Genomic DNA, 21,952 nt, shown 5'->3' on the forward strand with positions numbered 1-21,952 from the left:
GCCAATCTAGGGTGCGGGCGAGGTGCGGGAAAGCCCGACGAAAGCGCTAGGGACCTAACAAAAGCGTACTCTCAACGCGAGCCGAAGATGGCCGAGCCGACGCGAACGCTGGTCGCTCCGAATTCGACCGCCGTCTCGAAATCCCCGGACATGCCCATGGAGAGTTTTTCGACGCCACATTCCCTGGCGAGCTCGGCGAGCAGCGCAAAATGCGGCCCCGGATTTTCCTCAGCCGGCGGAATGCACATCAGCCCCTCGATCGAAAGCCCGAGTTCCTTACGGCAGAACTCCACGAAGGCAACGGCCTGCTTCGGCTCGATCCCCGCTTTCTGCGGCTCAAGCCCGGTATTGACCTGCACATAGAGTTTTGGCGCTTTGCCCTGCTTCTTGATTTCGTTGGCAAGCGCGCGGGCGATCTTTTCCCGATCCACCGTCTCGATGGCATCGAACAGCGCCACGGCGTCGGCCGCCTTGTTGGATTGCAGCGGCCCGATCAGATGCAGCTCGATTTCAGGCGTCTCGGACTTCAGTTCCGGCCACTTGTCCTGGCTTTCCTGCACGCGGTTCTCGCCGAATACCCGCTGTCCCGCGGCGATTGCTGGCCGAATGTCCTGCGCTTCGAACGTTTTCGAAACCGCCACAAGCGTCACCGACCCCACCGGCCGCTTCGACAGGCGCTCCGCCCTGTCGATCCGTGCCTTCACATCCTGCAGCCGTTCTTCGACGTTCATGGCCTCTACCTTCCGCTTTTCTTGCAAGCTCAGCGCTTAGTCCTCATATAAGGCTCTGCCAAGGGTGTTTCGCCCTGAACTTGGCCTTTCCCACCCCTGTAAAACTTGACGCTTGCCGGGTTTCATGGTGAAGGTCTCGCCCGACTCTTGATCTTATTTTCCCGGAATATCATTGAAATGGCGACTGAACGTTACAATCCGCGCGATGCCGAGCCCCGTTGGCAGCAGACCTGGAACGATGCCAAGGTTTTCGAGACCGACAACAGCGATCCGCGCGAAAAATATTACGTTCTGGAGATGTTTCCCTATCCGTCGGGCCGCATCCACATGGGCCACGTGCGCAACTATGCCATGGGCGACGTGGTGGCCCGCTACAAGCGCGCCCGCGGCTTCAACGTCCTGCATCCGATGGGCTGGGACGCTTTCGGCATGCCGGCTGAAAACGCCGCCCGCGACAACAAGGTGCATCCGAAGACCTGGACCTACCAGAACATCGAATCCATGAAGGCGCAGCTGAAGGCCATGGGCCTGTCGCTCGACTGGTCACGCGAGTTCGCCACCTGTGACGTCGAATATTACCAGCAGCAGCAGCACCTCTTCCTCGACATGATGGAAAAGGGACTGGTTTATCGCAAGCAGTCCAAGGTCAACTGGGATCCGGTCGACCAGACGGTTCTCGCCAACGAACAGGTCATCGACGGCCGCGGCTGGCGCTCCGGTGCGCTGGTCGAGCAGCGCGACCTGGTGCAGTGGTTCTTCAAGATCACCGATTTCAGCCAGGATCTGTTGGACTCGCTCGATACCCTCGACCAATGGCCGGAAAAGGTCCGGCTGATGCAGAAGAACTGGATCGGCCGTTCCGAGGGCCTGACGGTTCGCTGGGAAATCGTGAGTTCGACGGCACCCGCCGGCGAAAGCGAAGTCGTGGTCTACACGACCCGTCCCGACACGCTATTCGGCGCTTCGTTCCTGGCCATCGCCGCCGACCATCCGCTGGCCAAGGCCGCAGCCGCGCAGAATCCGGCTATCGAAGCTTTCGCCGAGGAATGCCGCCATCACGGAACCTCGCTCGCAGCGCTGGAAACGGCTGAGAAGAAGGGCATCGACACCGGCGTCCGGGTCAGGCACCCGCTGGACCCATCCTGGGAACTGCCGGTCTATGTCGCGAACTTCGTGCTGATGGATTATGGTACGGGCGCCATCTTCGGCTGCCCGTCCGGCGATCAGCGCGACCTGGATTTCGCCCGCAAATACGGTCTGCCCGTCGTACCGGTCGTCATGCCGAAGGACGGCGACGCTGCGACCTTCGAGGTCGGCGACACCGCCTACGTCGACGACGGCGTGATGATCAATTCCCGTTTCCTTGACGGCAAGACGACCGAGGAAGCCTTCAAGATCGTTGCAAACCGGCTGTCGGAAACGATTGTCGGCAATATGCCGCAGGGCGAGCGCAAGGTGAATTTCCGCCTGCGTGACTGGGGCATCTCCCGCCAGCGCTACTGGGGCTGCCCGATCCCCGTCATCCATTGCGATGACTGCGGCGTCGTGCCGGTGCCTAAAGCGGACCTGCCGGTCAAGCTGCCGGACGACGTGACTTTCGACCTGCCGGGCAACCCGCTCGACCGACATCCGACCTGGCGCCATGTCGCCTGCCCGCAATGCGGCAAGCAAGCCCGCCGCGAGACGGACACGATGGACACGTTCGTCGATTCGAGCTGGTATTTCACCCGCTTCACGGCGCCCTGGGAGAAGGATCCGACCGATCCGGCCGTCGCCAATCGCTGGCTGCCGGTTGACCAGTATATCGGCGGCATCGAGCACGCGATCCTGCACCTGCTCTATTCCCGTTTCTTTACCCGCGCCATGCGCGAGACCGGCCATGTCGAGGTCAAGGAGCCCTTCAAGGGCTTGTTCACGCAAGGCATGGTCGTGCACGAAACCTATCGCCGCGGCTCCGGCCCGAACGGTGAATGGGTGGCTCCGGCCGATATCCGCATCGAGGAAGCCGATGGCAAGCGCCGTGCCACCATGCTGAAGGGCGGCGAGGAAGTGACGATCGGCTCGATCGAGAAAATGTCGAAGTCGAAAAAGAACGTCGTCGATCCGGACGATATCATCGCCTCCTACGGCGCCGATACTGCCCGCTTTTTCGTACTTTCCGACTCTCCGCCGGACCGAGACGTGATCTGGTCCGAAGCCGGTGTCGAAGGTGCTCACCGCTTCACCCAGCGCCTGTGGCGTCTGATTTCCGAAGCCTCGGAGAACTTGGCTGGTATCGATCCGGTGCCGGCTAACGATGGCGAAGCGCTGGCAATCTCGCAGCTCGCCCACAAGACTCTGAAGGCGGTTCAGGGCGATTACGACAGGCTCTCGTTCAACAAAGCCGTAGCGCGCATCTATGAACTGGTGAATGCGCTTGCGGCGCCGCTCGGCCGGGTCGCTACCGGCGAGGGCGATGCTGCCTATCGCGGCGCCGTCCGCAACGCTTCGGAAATTCTGATCCAGCTTGTCGCCCCGATGACACCGCATCTGGCGGAAGAATGCTGGGCGGTTCTCGGCAACAAGGAACTGCTTTCCGTAGCTCCCTGGCCGCAGTATGACGAAGCTCTCGTCATCGAGAACGAGATCACACTGCCGATCCAAATCAACGGCAAGAAGCGCGGCGAATTGACAATCGCGCGCGACGCGGATCAAAGTGCGGTCGAAGCTGCGGTTCTGGCACTGGATACGGTCAAAGCGGCTCTTGAAGGCCGGGCGCCGAAGAAAGTCATCGTCGTCCCACAGAGGATCGTAAACATTGTCGTCTGACCGCTCTCTTCGTCGTTTCGGGTTCATATCCGGCCTGGTAATGTTGACTGTGCTTGCCGGCTGCCAGGTCCGCCCGCTCTATTCCGAGGCTTCCGGTACGGGCGAACGCCTGGCTTCGGTCGGTTTCGAACAACCTCACACCCGCCTCGATCAGGTTGTCCGCAACCATCTCGTTTTCCTGACCTCCGGTGGTGCCGGCGAGTCTGCCCATCCGGCTTATGAAGTGAAGCTGACGACAAAAAGTACCTCCTCGAACATCAGTGAGGACGAGGATAACGATAGCGTCTCTCCGACCGGCGTGCCTGTCCCCGGCCGCGTCCGAGTGGAAGGGATCTACACGATCACCCGCATCAGCGACGGAAAGATCTTGAAGTCCAGCAAGCGTGAAGTGGTATCGCTCATCGATGTGTCGGGTCAGGGTTATGCCTCGCTCCGCGCCGTTCGCGATGCCGAAAACCGCGCGGCAAGAGAGCTCGCTGAATTCATCCGCGCCGAGATCGCCATCGCGCTCGCCCGCGAACCTCAGCCGCAGACGGTATGGCAGAAGTAAAGTCCCACGAATTCGATCGGTTTGCCGAAAAGAGCTCGGATCTTTACAAGATCTTCGTGATCTACGGACCGGATCGCGGCCTTGTCTCCGAACGGGCAGCACTCATTGCAGGCAAGACAGGCGTCTCCCAGGACGATCCGTTCGCCATGCTCAAGCTCGACGTCTCGGATCTGCAGGGTGACCCCGGACGGCTTCTCGACGAGGTGAACTCGCTCGGCCTCTTCGGCGGCTCCAAACTCGTATGGCTGCGCGGTGCCGCCAACGAAAAACCCCTTCTCGACGCGATGCAGGCTCTCGTGGATGGTCCGCCGCCGGCCAACATCCTGATTGTCGAAGCGGGAGACCTCAAGAAGGGGAGCGGACTGCGCAAGATCGCGGAACCTTCGCGGTCGATCGCTGTCATTCCCTGTTATGCGGACGACGTGAAGGCGCTGAACGGGCTGATTGATTCGGAACTGGGGAGCGAAGGCCTCAGAATCAGCCAAGGCGCGCGCCAGAGGCTCCTGGAACTGCTCGGCGGGGATCGCGTAGCCTCCCGTAACGAAATCCGCAAGCTCGCTCTCTATTGCCGTGGTATGGGCATGGTCGAGGAAGAGCATATCGATGGGATTATCGGCGACGCGAGTGCCGTTTCGGCCGACGAAGCCGTCGACGCGATCCTCAGCGGCGATTTGCCGAGCCTGCACCGGGCCATCCAGAAGGTCGTCTCATCGAAGACCCCGGTTTTTCTCGTCCTGCAATCCTGCCTGAAGCAATTCCAGCTGCTGGATCTGATGAAGGCGGAAATGGAGGAAAAGAAGCTCCAGACCGCCCAGGTCATGATGACGCTCGGCCGGCATATTCACTTCAAGCGCAAACCGCTCATAGAAAAAGCGCTGAGAACATGGAGCTCACCAGCGCTCTCGCGTGAAACGGAAAGGCTGCAAGCCGCAATCCTGATGTCGCGGCAGAGGCAGAGCCTGGAATCCAACATTGCCTTTCACACGCTGATGGCCACGGCCATTCAATCAAGCCGTTGAATTTCCTAGATTATCTCCGTTCTAGAAGACGGCAGATCTCCTCGAGCTGCTCCAGCGTCCGATAACCAATCTTGATCTGGCCCCCACCATTCTTGTAGTTGATCTTCACCTCCAACCCGAGGGAATCCGAAAGGGTCCGCTCAAGCGCCAGCGTATCGGAATCTTTTTGTTCCGCTTTCGAAACGGTTGTCGGCTCGGCTTGAGCCTTGATATCGTTCTGAGCCAGCTTTTCGGCATCCCGCACCGACATTCCCTTGGCAATAATGGTACGCGCCAGTGAAGCCGGATCCGACGTCGTGATCAAAGCACGGGCATGCCCCGCGGAAAGGCTCCCTGCTGCCAGCATATCCCGTACCGGTTCGGGCAGCTTCAGCAGGCGAAGACTGTTGGCGACATGGCTTCGGCTCTTGCCGATGATCTCGCCCAGATCGTTCTGAGTATAGCCGTGCTCGGCGATCAGCTGGTCGTAGCCAAGGGCCTCTTCCAGGGGATTGAGGTCCGAACGTTGAACGTTCTCGACGATTGCGATCTCGAGTGCCGTCCGATCGTCCACGTCGCGGACGATGACAGGAATTTCGATCAAGCCTGCCAATTGGGCGGCACGCCAACGACGTTCGCCGGCTATGATCTCATATTGCGCAGGGCCTCGCGGCCGAACAACGACCGGTTGAACGATCCCATGCTGACGAATGGAGCTGGCCAGATCCTGCAGCTCGCCCTCATCGAAACTCCGACGCGGATTCTTCGGATTGCGGGATACATGCTCAATCGGGACCATACGATCCGGATTAACGCTCCGGGCACCATTATCGGCCGGCGCCTGCTGATCCATTTCGCCTATGAGCGCTGCAAGACCGCGCCCGAGGCGCCGTTTCGATAGGTCGTCGTTCATTCTTATCACTCACTTGGTCTGAATCAGGCGGCTTTACGCCTGCGTTCTCGCTGGATGACTTCGGAAGCCAGTTGCAAATAAGCTTGGCTGCCCGCGCATTTCAGATCGTAGAGGATCGCCGGCTTACCGTAAGAAGGCGCCTCGGATACACGGACATTGCGCGGAATCAGCGTATGATAGACTTTTTCGCCAAGATGCGTCCGCACATCATTGACAACCTGTTGAGCCAGGTTGTTTCGGGCATCGAACATGGTGAGGACGATTCCCTGAATATCGAGCGACGGATTGACACTGCGACGCACCTGATCGACCGTTTCGAGCAACTGGCTCAACCCTTCCAGTGCAAAGAACTCGCATTGCAACGGCACCAGGATGGAATGAGCCGCGGCCATGGCATTCATCGTCAACAGATTGAACGATGGAGGGCAGTCCAAAAGAATATAGGAATAGACCAGGGCGTCATCGCCGCTCAACGCGCTTCGCAGCTTGAATGCCCGATCAGAAGCCTGGGAAATTTCCATTTCGAATCCAAGCAGGTCCATCGTCGAGGGAACGATGTGCAGGTTTGGAACCGCCGTCTCGAGCGCCGTCTCCGCTATGGAGTTGTATCCCATCAACAAATCATAGGAAGAGAGCTTGCGGTCTCGACGGTCGATACCCAGCCCGGTGCTGGCATTGCCCTGCGGATCAAGGTCGATGATCAGAACGCGTTCGCCAATTGCCGCAAGGGCCGTCGCTAGGTTGATTGCCGTCGTTGTCTTGCCCACGCCGCCTTTTTGGTTGGCAATCGTGATAACCCGATTTCTTTCAAACATTCAGCACCTGAAAATCTAGGGTTCTTTGTGCCTTAAATTGCTAATCTCGAGGATAATTGAATCCGGCTCGACGGCACTCTGATGTTTTACCAGATCGAACGACCAACGGCCACGGGCTTTCTCGACTTCCGCGGCGTAATCCCTGCCTTTATGGAAAAAAGCTCTTGTATCTTTGCCAATCATCCAAGGCGATGTGTAGGCAAGAAGTGGATCGAGCTCGGCAAGGGCTCTGGCGGAGATGCGCTCGCAATCGGGAAGGGCCGTGAGGGCTGATTCGATTCGCAAAGGATGGACTGAACCCCTGGCACCCGTTTCATTGAGCGCCACTCGAAGAAACGCGGCCTTTTTCTGATTGCTCTCAACCAGATGAACCCATCCCTGTTGTGTCTCGGCCAGAAAAATGGCCGTTATCACGCCAGGGAAGCCACCCCCGGAACCAAGATCGAGCCATCTATATGGATAAGGGGAGAGTTGGAAGATTTGGGCGCTATCAGCAATATGACGCCGCCACAGTTCGTCCAGTGTGGAGGGAGCAACCAGATTGATGGCCTTTGCCCACTTCTGGAAAAGCGCTGCAAAGTGCTCAAGCTTCTCCTGCGTTTCACGTGAAACACTCTTGCCGTTCAGAAGCATTACAGGACTCGCTTGACGCGCTGCGGTGCAGCTTCTTCTTTGCGAAGGAGTGCTAGGATGAGCGCAAGGGCAGCGGGCGTCATTCCGTCGACCTTGGACGCCTGTGCCAGATTGCCGGGGTTTGCCGCCGTTAGCTTCAGTTTGAGTTCATTGGAAAGTCCAGGAAGCGCTGAAAAATCAAAGGCTTGCGGGATAACTCGCGCCTCGTCCCGGTGAGTGGCATGGATGTCGGCTGCCTGCCGGTTCATATAGACCGCGTAGGACGCCTCGATCTCCAATGCTTCAGCAACCTTTGGCGGAAGTTGCTCCAATTCCGGCCAGATGGTCGTAAGCGCATTCAGCGATTGGTCGGGATAAGCCAATAACTCATACGCCGTCCGTCGCTGGCCGTCCTTATTCAACTTCAGACCAAAGCGATGTGCCTCATTGGGCGTCAGGTTGCGAGACTGCAGTAATTCCCTGCCGGCATCTAGTGCCTGGGTATAATCGCGAAACCTTGATGCCCGTTCTGCTCCCACGCAACCAAGTTCGATAGCATTTTCAGTCAATCGAACATCCGCATTATCAGCTCGAAGCGAAAGGCGATATTCAGCGCGCGACGTAAACATTCGGTAAGGTTCGGTCACCCCACGGGATGTCAGATCGTCCACCATGACTCCGATGTAGGAATCGGCGCGACTGAAGTGATAGGCGTCGTCGCCGGAAGCTTTACGCGCGGCGTTCAGCCCGGCAACCAAGCCCTGAGCCGCAGCCTCCTCATAACCCGTCGTTCCATTGATCTGGCCCGCAAGAAAGAGGCCGGGAATCTTCTTGACTTCAAGGGCGGCGGTCAACTCCCGCGGATCCACGTGATCATATTCGATTGCGTAGCCGGGCTGGATGATCGACACCGCCTCCAAGCCTGGAATGGTGTGAATGAACGCTGCCTGAACCTCGGCGGGAAGCGAGGTCGAAATGCCGTTCGGATAGACAGTCGAGTCGTCCAGGCCTTCCGGCTCCAAAAAGATCTGATGCCCGTCGCGTTCGCCAAAGCGGACGATCTTGTCCTCGATCGATGGACAATAACGCGGACCGACACCCTCGATCTGTCCGGAATACATCGCAGACCGATGGATATTGTCCGAAATGATCCGATGCGTCGCCTCCGTCGTGCGGGTGACGCCACAGGCAATCTGCTTCGTGGTAATCCGCTCGGTCATAAAAGAGAAGGGCACCGGATCTTCGTCGGCTTCCTGCCGGCCAACCCGTGCCCAGTCGATCGTATTTCCGTCCAGCCGAGCAGGCGTACCGGTCTTCAGCCTGCCGAGCCGCAGGCCGAACCGTAAAAGGGTCTCCGATAACCCCAGGGAGGGAGCCTCGCCGACGCGACCTGCGGGGACCTTTTGGTCACCAATATGGATCAAACCCCGAAGGAACGTGCCGGTCGTTAGGACAACCGTTCCGCATCCGAATCGACGGCCATCCTTCAATTCCACGGCTGTCACGCAGTCAGCCTGGATTTCCAGGTCAAACGCGTCCCCTTCAATGACAGTAAGATTGGGGTGGCTGAAAATTTCGCGCTGCATCGCCTGGCGGTAAAGCTTGCGATCGGCTTGCGTCCGCGGCCCGCGCACCGCCGGCCCCTTCTTTCGGTTGAGAAGGCGGAACTGGATGCCCGCGGCATCCGCAACACGTCCCATCAGCCCATCGAACGCATCGACTTCACGCACAAGGTGACCCTTGCCAAGTCCGCCAATTGCGGGATTGCAGGACATGACACCCACCGTCTGCCGATTATGGGTTATAAGAGCGGTCTGTGCGCCCAAGCGCGCAGCGGCACTCGCAGCCTCGCAGCCAGCATGTCCGCCACCGATGACGATTACGTCGAATGTCTTTTCCATTTGGTCACCTTATGAAACCGCGCAAAGCGCCCTGTTTCACGTGAATCACTTACCGATGCAGAACTGCGAAAAGATTACGTCAAGGAGCTGTTCCACATCGACCCGGCCGGTGATGCGGCCCAATGACGACGCGGCCGCCCGAAGGCTCTCGGCTCGAAGATCAAGTTCCTGGCCGTTTAGCGCTTCTGCGATAAAATGGGAAGCCTCTTTGAGATACTGAAGGTGCCGCTGCCGGTTGGGAACCAGCGATCCGGACCAGGTCTCCTTGAGCTCTAACAGTATCCGCGAACGCAATTCCTCCAGTCCATCTCCCGTCTCACTGGAAATGGCAAGGTCATAACCAGCCGATGGTCGGTGCATATCGACCTTGGTGCCGATCCGCAGAACCTCAGCTTTCACGCTGTCGTAAGTCTGTTTCGAGTCCGAATCGATCTCTTCGAGCTGCAAAACGAGATCGGCCTGCTCGATGGCTATCCTGGCCCTGCGAACGCCTTCCTGCTCGACGCGATCCTCGCTTTCGCGCAGCCCGGCCGTATCGAAGAAACGAACGAGGTAGCCCTCCATATCGATATCGACATGCAGGAGATCCCTTGTTGTCCCAGCAATCTCGGTGACGATTGCAACGTCCCGTTTTGCCAAAGCATTGAGCAGGCTGGATTTACCCGCATTGGGCGGCCCGGCGATAACCACCTTGTAGCCGTCTCGGATAATCTCGCCCGCCTTTGCAGAAGCGATATGTCCCTCGATCTCGAAATAAAGATCACCGACCTCTGTCCAGACCCTGTCGGACACCGACCCCGGGACGTCATCCTCATCGGCAAAATCGAGTTCAGCCTCGATCAGCGCGCGAGCTCGGGTCAATCTCTCGGCCCAACCCACATAAAGCGCCGACTGTCCACCAAAACCCTGCTCGACCGCCAGGCGGCGTTGCATCTCGGTCTCTGCGGCGATGAGATCCGCCAGACCTTCGACCTCGACCAGATCCAACTTGCCGTTCTCGAACGCGCGGCGCGAAAACTCGCCCGCATCCGCCAACCGAAGTCCGATCGCCTCCAGTTCCTGATAGACGGCGGAAACGACGGCCCGACTGCCATGCAGATGCATTTCAACGCAATCCTCGCCGGTAAACGAATTCGGACCAGCAAATGCCAGAACCAGAGCGTGGTCGATCACCAGACCGTTGCGGCTCCGAATCGTTCTGAGTCCGGCCTTCCGATCGGCCGACAGTTCACCAGCCAAAGCCACCGCGGCGTCGAAAGCCTGCGGACCGCTCAAGCGGATAACAGCGACACCCGCCGGCAAGGTGCCGCTCGAGAGCGCGAAGATCGTATCGTTGTCTGCCTGGGCCATGGGTTCAACTTACCAGAGGCGGCACTAAACTGAAAAGCGCCCGGCAAAACCGAGCGCTCCATATCTAATTTGAATCCGGCTAAGGATCAGGTGTTCATCGAGTCGAAGAAATCGCCATTGGTCTTCGTTTGCTTCAGCTTGTCGATCAGGAATTCAATCGCATCCGTAGTGCCCATCGGGGCGAGGATACGGCGAAGCACGAAGATCTTTTGGAGATCCTGGCGCGGCACCAGTAGATCTTCCTTACGTGTGCCGGACTTGAGGATGTCCATCGACGGGAAGATGCGCTTGTCGGCGACCTTGCGGTCGAGCACGATTTCCGAGTTACCGGTGCCCTTGAATTCTTCGAAGATAACTTCGTCCATGCGGCTGCCGGTATCGATCAGCGCCGTCGCAATGATCGTCAGCGAACCACCCTCTTCGATATTACGAGCGGCACCGAAGAAACGCTTCGGACGCTGCAGGGCATTGGCGTCGACGCCGCCTGTCAGGACCTTGCCGGAGGAGGGCACGACGGTGTTGTAGGCGCGGCCGAGGCGGGTGATCGAGTCGAGCAGGATGACGACGTCGCGGCCATGCTCAACGAGGCGCTTGGCCTTCTCGATGACCATCTCGGCGACCTGCACGTGGCGTACGGCCGGTTCATCGAAGGTCGAGGAGACGACTTCACCCTTCACCGACCGCTGCATGTCCGTGACTTCTTCCGGCCGTTCGTCGATCAAGAGGACGATCAGATAACATTCCGGATGATTGGCGGTGATCGAGTGGGCGATGTTCTGCAGCAGAACGGTTTTACCGGTGCGCGGCGGCGCGACGATCAGGCCACGCTGGCCTTTGCCGAGCGGCGCCACAAGGTCGATGACGCGGGCGGAGAGATCCTTGGAAGTCGGAACTTCCAGTTCCATCTTGAACCGCTCGTTCGGATAGAGCGGCGTCAGGTTGTCGAAGTGGACCTTGTGGCGGATCTTTTCCGGGTCGTCGAAATTGATCGTGTTGACCTTGAGAAGGGCGAAATAACGCTCGCCTTCTTTCGGACCGCGGATCGGGCCCTCGACCGTGTCGCCGGTCTTCAGCGAGAAGCGGCGGATCTGGGAGGGTGAGATATAGATGTCATCGGGACCGGGCAGATAGTTTGCGTTCGCGGAACGCAGGAAACCAAACCCGTCCTGCAAGACCTCGACCACGCCTTCGCCGATGATTTCGACGTCCTGGCTCGCCAGAACCTTGAGGATCGCAAACATCAGTTCCTGCTTGCGCATGGTGCTGGCGTTCTCGACCTCCAGTGATTCGGCGAAGGTCAGCAAATCGGTGGGGGATTTGCTCTTGAGTTCTTGAAGCTTCATTTCAGCCATGAAGGGGGGACCATATTGAGAATTTCGGGGGGATAGGCGTGTCGGTGAAATTCGCTACCGCGGAAGATGATCCGGGGACGACAGGAAATTACACGCATGCCACGAGATGAGATGGGGAGGAAAATAGCGATTCACGTGGAACGCCGCAAGGGGCAAGACGGAAATCTTGCCAAAGAAAGAATATCCTCGCGTCAGAACGGTTTCACGATCACCAGAATGACGATCCCGATCATCAGAACGGTCGGAAGTTCATTCATCATCCGCCAGTAACGCGGCGTTTTTCGCGGACCATCGACCGCGAAGTTGCGCACCGCGCGGCTGAACAGCACATGCACCATTGTGAGCAGCACGACAAGCCCGATCTTCGCATGCAGCCAGCCGCCACGAAACTCGTAGACGTCCCAAGCGAGAAAAAGACCGAGAACCCAAGTGATCATCATCGCCGGGTTCATGATGATCTTCAGCAGCCGCTGCTCCATCATCTTAAAGGTTTCGGACTGCGCCGAGCCGGGTTCCGCATCGCTGTGATAGATGAATAGCCGCGGCATGTAGAGCAGGCCCGCCATCCAGGACATCACTGCGATGACGTGGAAAGCCTTGACGTAGAGAATGAAATCATTCGGTTGACCGAGATAGACGGCAACCAGGATGGCGATGAAGACTGCAAGTGCGACGAAGGCGCGCAGTGCCGATCTCCTCCCTGCCGGCGTGCCCGTCTGCAGCTCCTCTCCGCTCACGCGTTCGCTCCCCGCACACGTTCAATCAGCTGGCGCACATGATCCGGATTAGCCTCCGGGGTGATGCCGTGGCCGAGATTGAAGATCAGCGGCCCATGCCCAAGCTTAGCGAGAATGGCGTCGATACCCTCCTCCAGCGACCTGCCGCCGGCGACGACCCGCATCGGATCCAGATTGCCCTGCACCGGGCCATCCTTCTGCAACTCGGCCGCAAACGACAGCGGCACCGACCAGTCGAGGCCGATCGCATCGGCTTTGGTCTTCTGCCGATAGGATTTCAGGTTCAGGCCCGCACCCTTGGCGAAGGCGATGATCTTCGCCTGTGGTCGCGCGCTGCGAACGATCTCGATCATCCGGGCCACAGGCTTCACGGCATAGGCGTCGAATTCCTTCTCGCCCAGAACACCGGCCCAGGAATCGAAGATTTGCACGGCGTCGGCGCCAGCATCGATCTGTGCGATCAAATATTCGGCGGAGATTTCCGCAAGCAGCGACAGCAGCCTCTCGAAGGCTTCAGGATGCCGGTAGGCGAACAGCCGGGCAGGGGCCTGGTCCGGCGTCCCGTGGCCGGCGATCATGTATGTCGCAACGGTCCAAGGCGCCCCACAGAAACCAAGCAGGGTTGTTTCATCAGGCAGTTCACGCCTCAGCCGGCGAACCGTTTCCATGACCGGAGCGAGATGGGCAAGAACGCCTTCGTCGTTCAACGCCTGAATACCAGCGACATCGATCGGATCCATTTGGGGACCTTCGCCCTGCACGAACCGCACGTTCCGGTGCAGCGCATCCGGGATGACCAGGATATCGGAAAACAGGATTGCCGCATCGAAACCGTAGCGCCGGATCGGCTGCAAGGTCACCTCGACAGCCAGATCCGGCGTGTAACAGAGATCGAGAAAACTTCCGGCCGCCGCCCGCGTCTCCCGATATTCCGGCAGATAACGCCCTGCCTGTCTCATGAGCCAGATTGGTGGTGGACTGACCGTCTTGCCTTCCAGCACTTGGATGATCTTCCGGTATGCGCCGGTCAATGGGTTCTCCCTAAAAATATAAGAAATGAATCTTTCTAGATTTCTATTTCTTAGAGTCGGTGAGTAGCAAGGATTAAAGTCAAATCACAGCCGACGCGACGATCCGCCGCTTTGCAGCCACTCGCGGGACAGAAAATCACCTCCGGTTGACGGATCTTGGGATAGCTTCAATTTCGCAAGTTATTTCAGGAGGATGGCGGGAAATGGAATTCGGCGCTATCTGTGGATAAGCTGGGGAGGAAAAAGAGCGACGAAGAGCCTATCCCCAGAACGCACAAGCAGGCCTGATCCGCATCCGCAGGAACTGCGAATGTGGAAAACCGGGCGGTTTTCCCGAGGCCTGGTTCCGGCCTGGGAGAACCCGATGGTCTCTCCCGAGTTATCAACAAAGGGTTAAGTTTAGCGTGGAGAACAGAAAAAACTTCTTCCATCTGCATCTCATATCTGACTCGACGGGCGAGACTCTCATCTCCGCCGGCAGGGCGGCCTCGGCGCAATTCCAGTCGTCGCTGGCGGTGGAGCATGTTTATCCGCTGATCCGCAACCGCAAGCAGTTGCTGGCCGTGCTCGAAGCGCTCGATCGCGAGCCGGGCATCGTCCTTTATACCATCGTCGATCAGGAACTGGCCGAGCTCATCGATCAGCGATGTCGGGAAATGGGCCTACCCTGCGTCAATGTTCTCGAACCGGTCATGGCAACCTTTCAGGCTTATCTTGGGGCGCCGTCCCGTCGCCGTGTCGGCGCCCAGCACGCGCTCAACGCTGATTATTTCAAGCGCATCGAAGCGCTCAATTTCAGCATGGATCACGACGATGGCCAGATGCCGGAGGATTATGACGAGGCGGATGTCGTGCTGATCGGCATCAGCCGCACTTCGAAAACCCCGACCAGCATCTATCTCGCCAATCGCGGCATCAAGACCGCCAACATTCCGATCGTGCCGGGTGTGGAACTGCCCGATAGCCTGTACCGGGCGACCCATCCGTTGATCGTCGGTCTCATTGCGACCACCGATCGCATCAGCCAGGTGCGTGAAAACCGCGAACTTGGTGTCACCCAGGGTTTCGACCGGCGCCACTATACGGACCGCGCGACGATCAATGAGGAACTGAAATATGCCCGCGCGCTCTGCGCCCGCCAGAACTGGCCGGTTATCGATGTGACGCGCCGGTCGATCGAGGAGACAGCCGCTGCAATCGTTGCGCTGCGCCCGAAGCTGCGTTAAGCGAATCCGCTCGCAGCCTTTGGGAGATTTTCGTGACAGTGCCCCTCATACTCGCCTCCTCCAGCCCGTTCCGCCGGATGCTGATGGAAAATGCCGGCCTGACGTTTGAAAGCCGTGCGGCCGAGATCGACGAGCGAAAGATTGAAGCTGGGTTGGAAGGCGCAAGCCCTGACCAGGTGGCGTTGACGCTTGCCAAGGCAAAGGCGGCCGACGTGAGCACACATTTTCCGGGCGCACTCGTGATAGGCTCGGATCAGACCATGTCGCGCGGAAGCCGGGTTTATCACAAACCGGAGACCCTTGCCGAAGCGAAAGAGAATCTGCTTTCCCTTTCAGGCAAGACCCATCGACTGAACAGCGCAATCGCTTTTGCGCGCGACAACGAGATCGTCTGGGAGCATGTCGCGCATGCGGACCTGACCGTCCGCGAGCTGAACGAAACCTTCGTCGATCGCTACCTGTCGCGGGTCGGCGAAAAGGTCTACGGGAGCGTCGGCGCTTATCAGCTGGAAGGCGAGGGCATCCAGTTGTTCTCGAAGATCGAGGGCGATTATTTCACCATTCTCGGCCTGCCCATGCTGCCGCTCCTCGAAAAGCTTCGCGAGCTGGGAGCGATCAATGGCTGATTCACGTGAAACATTTTTGGTTAATGCTTTCGTAACCGGCTGGCCGGTGAAGCATTCCCGCTCGCCGCTGATCCACGGTCACTGGCTGAGACAGTTCGGCATTGCCGGGTCCTACACCGCTGAGGCTGTCACAGAAGCGGATTTTCCCGCCTTCATCCAATCGCTGAAAGACGGGAGCTCCGGTTTTCGCGGCGGCAATGTCACCATCCCCCATAAGGAACTTGCCTTTAAGCTGGCTGACCGGCCGGATGATCTTGCCGAAGAACTCGGGGCATCGAACACGCTCTGGATGGAAGACGGACTGCTGCATGCCACCAATACCGACGGCCACGGTTTTACCGCCAATCTCGACGACCGCCATTCGGGCTGGGACAAGATCGGCCGCGCCGTGATTTTGGGCGCCGGCGGCGCAAGCCGTGCCGTCATCCAAGCGATACGGGATCGCGGCGTCAGTGAGATCCACGTGGTCAACCGGACTGTTTCACGGGCCGAGGAACTCGCCGATCGCTTTGGTTCGAAAGTCCATGCCCATCCTGTCGAAGCGCTTGACGAGGTCATGTCCGGCGCAGGCCTTTTTGTGAACACGACCTCGCTCGGCATGGACGGCAGCGAAGCGCTGAAGATTGACTTCTCACCGCTGGCGTCCGGCGCGGTCGTCACCGATATCGTCTACGTCCCGTTGAAAACGCCGCTGCTTACTCAGGCCGAAGAACAGGGTTTCGCGACCGTCGACGGGCTCGGCATGCTGCTTCACCAGGCCGTACCGGGTTTCGAGAAATGGTTCGGCCGTCGCCCAGTCGTCGATAAAACTCTTCGGGATCTCGTCATCGCCGATATGGAAAACCACGGATGATCGTCATCGGCCTCACCGGCTCCATCGGAATGGGAAAATCCACGACCGCGAAAATGTTCGCGGAAGAGGGTGTTCCGGTGAATGACGCCGATGCCGTCGTCCATGATCTCTACCGCACCGATGCAGCGGCACCCGTCGGTGAAGCGTTTCCGGGCACGGTCAGGGATGGCGTCATTGACCGCCAGGAACTGTCCCGGCAGCTTTCGGCCGCGCCCGAGAAATTCCAGGCCCTCGAAGCGATCGTCCATCCGCTGGTCCGCAAGCGTGAAGTCGATTTCCTGTCGCGCCACAGAGAGGCCGGCACTGACCTCGTGCTCCTCGATATTCCGCTTCTCTTCGAAGTGAAGGGCGAGGATCGCGTCGATGTTATTGTTGTTGTCACCTGCGATCCACAGATACAGCGTGACAGGGTGCTTGCGCGTCCGGGCATGACGGAGGAAAAATTGGCGATGATTCTCTCCCGCCAGATGCCCGACGCGGAAAAACGCAAAAGAGCCGATTTTCTCGTCGATACGGGCCTTGGACTGGACGCGGCGAGAGAACGGGTTCGCGAGATCATCGCGTCTCTGAAGGCCGGAAAGACGAGCGAGAAAAAGCCAAATGCGTGAGATCATCTTCGATACGGAAACCACGGGCCTCGAATCGAAGGTCGATCGGGTGATCGAAATCGGCGGCATCGAGCTGATCAACAATTTTCCGACCGGCAGGACGCTTCATCTCTACATCAATCCGGGCGACCGCAAGGTTCATCCGGACGCGCTGGCGGTTCACGGCATCACCGACGAGTTCCTGAAGGACAAGCCGAGCTTTGGCGATGTCGTCCAGCAGATCATCGAATTTTTCGACGGCGCCAAATGGATCGCCCATAACGCCACCTTCGACATGGGCTTCATGAATGCGGAATTCGCCCGCCTCGGCTTGCCGCCCGTAATGTCCGACCAGGTCATCGACACCCTGGCTATGGCCCGCCGCAAACACCCGATGGGTCCGAATTCGCTTGATGCGCTCTGCCGCCGCTACGGCATCGACAACGCCCACCGCACCAAGCACGGCGCGCTGCTCGACTCCGAACTGCTCGCCGAAGTCTATATCGAGATGACGGGCGGCCGTCAGACCGCGCTCGGCCTGATGGGCAACGAACGGTCTGCGACGGTGATCGAGGTCGATGAAATCGTGGTGGCGGTGACCGGCCGTCCGCGGCCTCTTGGCCGCCGGCTGACAGAAGCCGAGATCGAAGCGCATGCGGCCATGGTCACGTCGCTGAAGGACAAGGCGGTCTGGCTGAAGTACAAGCAGGCCGAATAAAAAAGCCCAGGTCGAAACCCGGGCTCTTTCGTCAAATCAAAAATCCGATCTCAGCTGTCGAGCGCCTGGACCTTGGAGCGGGTCTGTTCTTCGGCCATGCGCTGCGTGAACATCTGTGCGAAATCGATTGGGTCGATCATCAACGGCGGGAAACCGCCGTTGCGCGTCACGTCGGCGATGATCTGGCGGGCGAACGGGAACAGGAGACGCGGGCACTCGATGAAGAGGAGCGGCAGCATGTGCTCCTGGGGGAAACCCGTGATGCGAAAAACGCCGCCGTAAACCAGCTCGGCCGCGAAGACGATCTTGTCGCCTTCCTTGGCTTCGGCGTTCAGCGTCAGGATAACATCGAAATCGGCGTCCGAAAGCGGATTGGCGTTGACGTTGACATTGATGTTGATCGCCGGCGCCTTGTCGCGCGCCTGCAGCGAGCGCGGAGCGCCCGGGTTCTCGAAGGAGAGATCCTTGGTGTATTGCGCCAGGATGTTGAGGGACGGCGTTTCGGCCTGGTTGTTATCATCTGCCATTGGGATTTCCTCGAGGCTTTGGAGCGTTGAGGCCCTCTAACATTTCGCTTGTGGGCTTACAACCCTGGCCAACGGGCTGAACCGCTCAAGGTTCCTTGCTTTTAGGTCCGGCCCAGGGCGAGGAGGGATCGGGATCGCGATGGTAGTCCTGCTCGTCGAGATCGACCACCGGCCCGGTTTTGTTGGCCTCCGGCGAAGGCCTCGGACTTTCGTAGCGATAGCTCTTGCTGCGAGGCGAACGGACGACCACGATACGCCGGCCGATCACAGACCAGATCAGGCTGCGCACGAAGGGAATGAACAGCGCAAGCCCGATGATGTCGGTGATGAAACCGGGCAGCAGCAGCATGATGCCGGCAACGACGATCATCGCCCCGTCGATCAGTGCGCGGCCGGGCGCGCGGCCGTCGCGGCTCTCGGTGGAAATCTGTCTCAGGATCTGAGTGCCCTGGTTGCGCAGCAGGATGGCTCCGAGCACCGCCGTACCGATCACCAGGCCGAGCGTCGCCCAGAGGCCGAGTGCTTTGCCGACCAGCACGAAGCCCGCGATTTCGGCGAGCGGCCAGCCGATAAGAAGAAGCGGCACGAGAAAGAAGCGCATGGTATTCCCTGTGTCGTGATATCCAGAAGTGCGCAAAGCGCTAACGTCTTCGCCATTTGAATGATAGGCGTATGCAGACTATATGAGAAACTGCACCGAACTTTTAAACGCCAAATGCGGGTTAAGATGGGCTCTAACGACTTTATAACACTCTTTTTCCTCGTCGCAGCGGTTCTGATCTTCCTGCAACTGCGCAGTGTGCTCGGACGCCGGACGGGAAGTGAGAAGCCGCCGTTCGATCCTTACAGCCCCCGCGACGTCGCAAAAAACCCGGGCGGTGACGACAGCAAGGTCGTGACCCTGCCGCGCCGGGATGCCACGGAGGACGAGCAGCGTTATGCGGATGTCGATGCCGTCGCCAAGCCGGATACGCCGCTTAACGCCGCGCTGCGCGAATTGGTCAAGTCCGATCCCGCTTTCCGTCCCCGCGAATTTCTGAATGGCGCCCGCATGGCGTACGAGATGATCGTCATGGCTTTTGCCGACGGCGACCGGAAGACGCTGAAAGGCCTTCTCTCCAAAGAGGTTTTCGACGGTTTCGATACGGCGATCACCGACCGGGAATCCCGCGGCGAAGTGGTGAAGTCCACATTCGTCGGCATCGACAAGGCGGATATCACCCATGCCGCGGTCAAGGATGCCGAGGAACAAATCACTGTCCGCATCGTCAGTCAGCTGATTTCCGCAACCTATGACAAGGCTGGAGCGCTGATCGACGGTGATCAGGAAACCGTGGCCGAAGTCACCGATATCTGGACCTTTGCCCGCGACATCCGCTCCCGCGATCCGAACTGGAGATTGGTCGCCACCGAATCCGAACAATGACCTTCAACTCTGCGGATTACACTCTTCGGCCGGTATCCTTCTCCGATCTTGCGGGGTGGGGCGATGACGATCCGACGGCACTGTTTGCCGGCATGCGCGCGTCGCTCGAGCATATCCGCAAGGTCAAGCCATACCGCACCGGTTCCCTCGGCCTGACCGCCGAAGAACTCGGCACCCTCATCGAAGCCGCCCGGGACCTCCCGGGCGATGCCGTTTCCGCCAGGGCCTTTTTCGAAACCCATTGCACACCCTTCCTGGTCGCGCGCAACGACGGCCGGCGCGGTTTCGTCACCGCTTTTTATGAGCCGGAAATCGAGGTCTCGGAAACGCGGGACGATGTCTGGGTGCATCCTTTCTATTATCGCCCGGATGATCTCATTGATCTCGACGACGGCAACCGTCCGGCAGGATTGGACTCCGGCTACATGTTTGGCCGGCGGACACCTGACGGAATCGAGCCTTATCCGAATCGCGGCGAGATCGACCGTGGTTTGCTCGAAGGCCGCGGCCTGGAGATCGCCTACGCGAAATCCAAGGTCGATGTCTTCTTCATCCACGTCCAGGGCGCCGCAAGGCTGAGATATCCGGACGGCAACATCCGGCGGATAACCTATGCGGCCAAGGCAGGTCATCCGTTCTCGCCGATCGGCAAGCTGCTGATCGACCGCGGCGAGATCGATCCTGCGAAGATTTCCATGCAGAGCATCCGAACCTGGCTGGCTGAGAATCCGGCTAAGGTTGATGAAGTGCTTTGGCACAATCGTTCGTACATCTTCTTCCGGCAAGCGGACGTCTCCGATCCGTCGCTCGGACCGGTGGCCGCCGCCAAGGTGCCGCTGATCCCGGGGCGCTCGCTGGCGGTCGATCGCCAGATCCACACGTTCGGTTTTCCCTTCTTTATCCGTTCCGAGACGCTGACCCATATGGATGGTGGCAAACCCTTCGCGCGACTGATGCTGGCGCTCGATACTGGATCTGCGATCGTCGGCCCGGCGCGGGGCGACATTTTTACCGGTTCCGGCTTCGAGGCGGGCGAGCTCGCTGGAACCGTGCGCAACGACGCGGACTTCTATATCCTCATCCCCAAGGTAGCGGCTGTCAGGTACGGCGGATGAAGGGCGGTCGCAAACTCGATCCGGAAGAGCGGATATTGTGGGGAAGGGTGGCGAAGTCTGCCCGCGCCTTGCCCGGCCGTATGAAGGAGATCCTGCAATTCGAGGAAGCGGAGGCCGCAAAGATCGCCGCGGAGGAAGCGGCCGTCGAAGCGAAAAAACCGAAACCCGCGCCGCGGCAGGAGAGTTATGCGGTCGAGCTTCCGGGGCCTGTCCCGGCCAGGCGTCCCGTAGGCTCTCATCAGCCGCTCGAAAAGCCCGTCAAGAGAAAGCTCGCCAAGGGCCGGCTGCCGATCGATGCCCGGCTCGATTTGCACGGACTATTTCAGGGCGAGGCCCACGACCTGCTTCTCGACTTTTTGCTGCGGGCCCATGAACGCGGGCTCCGCCATGTCCTGGTGATCACCGGCAAGGGCAGTTCGATGGGTAGCGAAGGCGCGCTCCGACGCGCCGTGCCCCTGTGGTTTTCGAAAGCCGAGTTCCGCTTCCTGATCTCCTCTTATGAATGGGCTGCGCGCCATCACGGCGGAGAGGGCGCCATGTATGTGCGGCTTTCCCGCAGCCGCGGAGATCGGGAATGACTCCCTTCGGTCATGCATTGAGAGAGCTGCGCCGCCGCAAGGGCATCACCCAGCGCGAGCTTGCCGAGGCGATCGGCGTCACGCCCGCCTATCTCTCCGCCCTGGAGCATGGAAAGCGCGGCCGTCCGACGTTCGAACTGCTGCAGCGGATCGCCGGATATTTCAACGTCATCTGGGACGAGGCGGAAGAACTTTTCCGCCTTGCCGAGGCGTCCCATCCGAAAGTCGTGCTCGATACTGCTGGTCTGCCGCCATCATACACCGGCTTTGCCAACCGTCTGGCGCAGCGGATTCGCTCTTTACCGCCCGACGTGATAGAGGAAATGGACACGCTCCTCAAAAAAGCCGAGATGCGAGGCTGAATTCGCTACGCATCCACGGCTTTCATGCCGTATTGGCGAGGCTCAACCTTTAGAAACCGCCCCGATTTCCCTATATTCTGAGGGTGGAATAGCCGGTGATTCGCTTCACCGGCATCTCAAACGAATTGGAAGATAA

Annotated in this window: 23 protein-coding genes; 12 read left to right on the forward strand and 11 right to left on the reverse strand. The window is 59.2% G+C overall.

Features of this window, described 5'->3' with window-relative positions; translation table 11 throughout:
* Nucleotides 1–71 precede the first annotated feature (71 nt).
* A complete protein-coding gene (locus ACZ9IU_RS22385; RefSeq protein WP_038547325.1) occupies nucleotides 72–731 on the reverse strand; it encodes a YggS family pyridoxal phosphate-dependent enzyme in 660 nt (219 codons plus the stop codon).
* A 177-nt stretch (nucleotides 732–908) separates the two neighbouring features.
* Between ACZ9IU_RS22385 and leuS the strand changes: the two genes are divergently transcribed.
* From leuS to holA, 3 genes are read left to right on the forward strand one after another with little or no spacing between them, the layout of a single operon-like run.
* Nucleotides 909–3,539, forward strand: coding sequence for a leucine--tRNA ligase (gene leuS, locus ACZ9IU_RS22390; protein ID WP_038547328.1), 2,631 nt, complete (start codon nucleotides 909–911; stop codon nucleotides 3,537–3,539).
* A complete protein-coding gene (locus ACZ9IU_RS22395) occupies nucleotides 3,529–4,089 on the forward strand; it encodes a hypothetical protein (protein ID WP_151045332.1) in 561 nt (186 codons plus the stop codon). The genes leuS and ACZ9IU_RS22395 overlap by 11 nt, the downstream gene beginning before the upstream one ends.
* Nucleotides 4,077–5,108, forward strand: a complete 1,032-nt coding sequence (holA, locus tag ACZ9IU_RS22400; protein WP_038547334.1) for a DNA polymerase III subunit delta — start codon at nucleotides 4,077–4,079, stop codon at nucleotides 5,106–5,108. Before ACZ9IU_RS22395 ends, holA begins: the two co-directional genes overlap by 13 nt.
* Nucleotides 5,109–5,118: 10 nt before the next feature.
* On the opposite strand, the gene ACZ9IU_RS22405 is transcribed toward holA, so the two are convergent.
* From ACZ9IU_RS22405 to hemE, 8 genes are all read right to left on the reverse strand, one after another.
* Nucleotides 5,119–6,000 carry a ParB/RepB/Spo0J family partition protein gene (locus ACZ9IU_RS22405; protein WP_038547337.1) on the reverse strand — a complete coding sequence of 294 codons (882 nt, stop codon included), beginning with the start codon at nucleotides 5,998–6,000 and terminating at the stop codon, nucleotides 5,119–5,121.
* Nucleotides 6,001–6,023: 23 nt separating this feature from the next.
* Entirely contained in the window at nucleotides 6,024–6,815 is a 792-nt protein-coding gene (locus tag ACZ9IU_RS22410; protein ID WP_038547340.1) for a ParA family protein, read from the reverse strand.
* Between the two features lie 15 nt (nucleotides 6,816–6,830).
* Nucleotides 6,831–7,448, reverse strand: a complete 618-nt coding sequence (gene rsmG, locus ACZ9IU_RS22415; protein WP_038547343.1) for a 16S rRNA (guanine(527)-N(7))-methyltransferase RsmG — start codon at nucleotides 7,446–7,448, stop codon at nucleotides 6,831–6,833.
* Complete coding sequence (gene mnmG, locus ACZ9IU_RS22420) at nucleotides 7,448–9,328, reverse strand: tRNA uridine-5-carboxymethylaminomethyl(34) synthesis enzyme MnmG (protein WP_038547346.1); 1,881 nt, start codon at nucleotides 9,326–9,328, stop codon at nucleotides 7,448–7,450. The genes rsmG and mnmG overlap by 1 nt, the downstream gene beginning before the upstream one ends.
* Nucleotides 9,329–9,373: 45 nt before the next feature.
* On the reverse strand, nucleotides 9,374–10,678 hold the full coding sequence (mnmE, locus tag ACZ9IU_RS22425; RefSeq protein WP_038547349.1) for a tRNA uridine-5-carboxymethylaminomethyl(34) synthesis GTPase MnmE: 1,305 nt from the start codon (nucleotides 10,676–10,678) through the stop codon (nucleotides 9,374–9,376).
* A gap of 86 nt (nucleotides 10,679–10,764) precedes the next feature.
* Nucleotides 10,765–12,030, reverse strand: a complete 1,266-nt coding sequence (gene rho, locus ACZ9IU_RS22430) for a transcription termination factor Rho (protein ID WP_105404823.1) — start codon at nucleotides 12,028–12,030, stop codon at nucleotides 10,765–10,767.
* A 191-nt stretch (nucleotides 12,031–12,221) separates the two neighbouring features.
* Nucleotides 12,222–12,767: a protoporphyrinogen oxidase HemJ gene (gene hemJ / locus ACZ9IU_RS22435; RefSeq protein ID WP_038547352.1), complete on the reverse strand. Its 546-nt coding sequence runs from the start codon at nucleotides 12,765–12,767 to the stop codon at nucleotides 12,222–12,224.
* Complete coding sequence (gene hemE / locus ACZ9IU_RS22440; RefSeq protein ID WP_437179063.1) at nucleotides 12,764–13,726, reverse strand: uroporphyrinogen decarboxylase; 963 nt, start codon at nucleotides 13,724–13,726, stop codon at nucleotides 12,764–12,766. Before hemE ends, hemJ begins: the two co-directional genes overlap by 4 nt.
* 476 nt (nucleotides 13,727–14,202) lie before the next feature.
* On the opposite strand from hemE, the gene ACZ9IU_RS22445 reads away from it, so the two are divergent.
* Genes ACZ9IU_RS22445 through dnaQ form a run of 5 tightly spaced genes read left to right on the forward strand, consistent with a single transcriptional unit; the run spans nucleotide 14,203 to nucleotide 17,808 of the window.
* Nucleotides 14,203–15,024 carry a pyruvate, water dikinase regulatory protein gene (locus tag ACZ9IU_RS22445; protein ID WP_038547357.1) on the forward strand — a complete coding sequence of 274 codons (822 nt, stop codon included), beginning with the start codon at nucleotides 14,203–14,205 and terminating at the stop codon, nucleotides 15,022–15,024.
* 32 nt (nucleotides 15,025–15,056) lie between these two features.
* Entirely contained in the window at nucleotides 15,057–15,650 is a 594-nt protein-coding gene (locus tag ACZ9IU_RS22450) for a Maf-like protein (protein WP_038547360.1), read from the forward strand.
* A complete protein-coding gene (locus tag ACZ9IU_RS22455; RefSeq protein WP_038547363.1) occupies nucleotides 15,643–16,503 on the forward strand; it encodes a shikimate dehydrogenase in 861 nt (286 codons plus the stop codon). The genes ACZ9IU_RS22450 and ACZ9IU_RS22455 overlap by 8 nt, the downstream gene beginning before the upstream one ends.
* Nucleotides 16,500–17,111: a dephospho-CoA kinase gene (gene coaE / locus ACZ9IU_RS22460; protein WP_038547366.1), complete on the forward strand. Its 612-nt coding sequence runs from the start codon at nucleotides 16,500–16,502 to the stop codon at nucleotides 17,109–17,111. The genes ACZ9IU_RS22455 and coaE overlap by 4 nt, the downstream gene beginning before the upstream one ends.
* Nucleotides 17,104–17,808, forward strand: coding sequence for a DNA polymerase III subunit epsilon (gene dnaQ, locus ACZ9IU_RS22465; protein WP_038547368.1), 705 nt, complete (start codon nucleotides 17,104–17,106; stop codon nucleotides 17,806–17,808). The genes coaE and dnaQ overlap by 8 nt, the downstream gene beginning before the upstream one ends.
* A 50-nt stretch (nucleotides 17,809–17,858) precedes the next feature.
* Here dnaQ and secB read toward each other — a convergent pair whose 3' ends face one another.
* A complete protein-coding gene (gene secB / locus ACZ9IU_RS22470; RefSeq protein ID WP_038547371.1) occupies nucleotides 17,859–18,335 on the reverse strand; it encodes a protein-export chaperone SecB in 477 nt (158 codons plus the stop codon).
* 85 nt (nucleotides 18,336–18,420) lie between these two features.
* On the reverse strand, nucleotides 18,421–18,936 hold the full coding sequence (locus ACZ9IU_RS22475; RefSeq protein WP_038547374.1) for an FxsA family protein: 516 nt from the start codon (nucleotides 18,934–18,936) through the stop codon (nucleotides 18,421–18,423).
* Nucleotides 18,937–19,062: 126 nt separating this feature from the next.
* Here ACZ9IU_RS22475 and ACZ9IU_RS22480 point away from each other — a divergent pair, with 126 nt between their 5' ends.
* From ACZ9IU_RS22480 to ACZ9IU_RS22495, 4 genes are read left to right on the forward strand one after another with little or no spacing between them, the layout of a single operon-like run.
* The gene (locus ACZ9IU_RS22480; RefSeq protein WP_038549860.1) at nucleotides 19,063–19,761 is read left to right on the forward strand and encodes a Tim44/TimA family putative adaptor protein; all 699 of its coding nucleotides are present in this window, start codon (nucleotides 19,063–19,065) and stop codon (nucleotides 19,759–19,761) included.
* A complete protein-coding gene (gene mltA / locus ACZ9IU_RS22485; RefSeq protein WP_038547376.1) occupies nucleotides 19,758–20,876 on the forward strand; it encodes a murein transglycosylase A in 1,119 nt (372 codons plus the stop codon). The genes ACZ9IU_RS22480 and mltA overlap by 4 nt, the downstream gene beginning before the upstream one ends.
* Nucleotides 20,873–21,454, forward strand: a complete 582-nt coding sequence (locus ACZ9IU_RS22490; protein ID WP_038547379.1) for a Smr/MutS family protein — start codon at nucleotides 20,873–20,875, stop codon at nucleotides 21,452–21,454. Before mltA ends, ACZ9IU_RS22490 begins: the two co-directional genes overlap by 4 nt.
* Complete coding sequence (locus ACZ9IU_RS22495; RefSeq protein WP_038547381.1) at nucleotides 21,451–21,816, forward strand: helix-turn-helix domain-containing protein; 366 nt, start codon at nucleotides 21,451–21,453, stop codon at nucleotides 21,814–21,816. Before ACZ9IU_RS22490 ends, ACZ9IU_RS22495 begins: the two co-directional genes overlap by 4 nt.
* Nucleotides 21,817–21,952 lie beyond the last annotated feature (136 nt).

The sequence above is a fragment of the Mesorhizobium sp. USDA 4132 genome, from assembly GCF_056279545.1.

What these genes read in the sequence shown, in the direction of transcription:
- ACZ9IU_RS22385 (WP_038547325.1), bottom strand. Translation starts at nt 731, where the DNA reads ATGAACGTCGAAGAACGGCTGCAGGATGTGAAGGCACGGATCGACAGG.
- leuS (WP_038547328.1), top strand. Translation starts at nt 909, where the DNA reads ATGGCGACTGAACGTTACAATCCGCGCGATGCCGAGCCCCGTTGGCAG.
- holA (WP_038547334.1), top strand. Translation starts at nt 4,077, where the DNA reads ATGGCAGAAGTAAAGTCCCACGAATTCGATCGGTTTGCCGAAAAGAGC.
- ACZ9IU_RS22405 (WP_038547337.1), bottom strand. Translation starts at nt 6,000, where the DNA reads ATGAACGACGACCTATCGAAACGGCGCCTCGGGCGCGGTCTTGCAGCG.
- ACZ9IU_RS22410 (WP_038547340.1), bottom strand. Translation starts at nt 6,815, where the DNA reads ATGTTTGAAAGAAATCGGGTTATCACGATTGCCAACCAAAAAGGCGGC.
- rsmG (WP_038547343.1), bottom strand. Translation starts at nt 7,448, where the DNA reads ATGCTTCTGAACGGCAAGAGTGTTTCACGTGAAACGCAGGAGAAGCTT.
- mnmG (WP_038547346.1), bottom strand. Translation starts at nt 9,328, where the DNA reads ATGGAAAAGACATTCGACGTAATCGTCATCGGTGGCGGACATGCTGGC.
- mnmE (WP_038547349.1), bottom strand. Translation starts at nt 10,678, where the DNA reads ATGGCCCAGGCAGACAACGATACGATCTTCGCGCTCTCGAGCGGCACC.
- rho (WP_105404823.1), bottom strand. Translation starts at nt 12,030, where the DNA reads ATGGCTGAAATGAAGCTTCAAGAACTCAAGAGCAAATCCCCCACCGAT.
- hemE (WP_437179063.1), bottom strand. Translation starts at nt 13,726, where the DNA reads ATGAGACAGGCAGGGCGTTATCTGCCGGAATATCGGGAGACGCGGGCG.
- ACZ9IU_RS22455 (WP_038547363.1), top strand. Translation starts at nt 15,643, where the DNA reads ATGGCTGATTCACGTGAAACATTTTTGGTTAATGCTTTCGTAACCGGC.
- coaE (WP_038547366.1), top strand. Translation starts at nt 16,500, where the DNA reads ATGATCGTCATCGGCCTCACCGGCTCCATCGGAATGGGAAAATCCACG.
- dnaQ (WP_038547368.1), top strand. Translation starts at nt 17,104, where the DNA reads ATGCGTGAGATCATCTTCGATACGGAAACCACGGGCCTCGAATCGAAG.
- secB (WP_038547371.1), bottom strand. Translation starts at nt 18,335, where the DNA reads ATGGCAGATGATAACAACCAGGCCGAAACGCCGTCCCTCAACATCCTG.
- ACZ9IU_RS22475 (WP_038547374.1), bottom strand. Translation starts at nt 18,936, where the DNA reads ATGCGCTTCTTTCTCGTGCCGCTTCTTCTTATCGGCTGGCCGCTCGCC.
- ACZ9IU_RS22480 (WP_038549860.1), top strand. Translation starts at nt 19,063, where the DNA reads ATGGGCTCTAACGACTTTATAACACTCTTTTTCCTCGTCGCAGCGGTT.
- mltA (WP_038547376.1), top strand. Translation starts at nt 19,758, where the DNA reads ATGACCTTCAACTCTGCGGATTACACTCTTCGGCCGGTATCCTTCTCC.
- ACZ9IU_RS22490 (WP_038547379.1), top strand. Translation starts at nt 20,873, where the DNA reads ATGAAGGGCGGTCGCAAACTCGATCCGGAAGAGCGGATATTGTGGGGA.
- ACZ9IU_RS22495 (WP_038547381.1), top strand. Translation starts at nt 21,451, where the DNA reads ATGACTCCCTTCGGTCATGCATTGAGAGAGCTGCGCCGCCGCAAGGGC.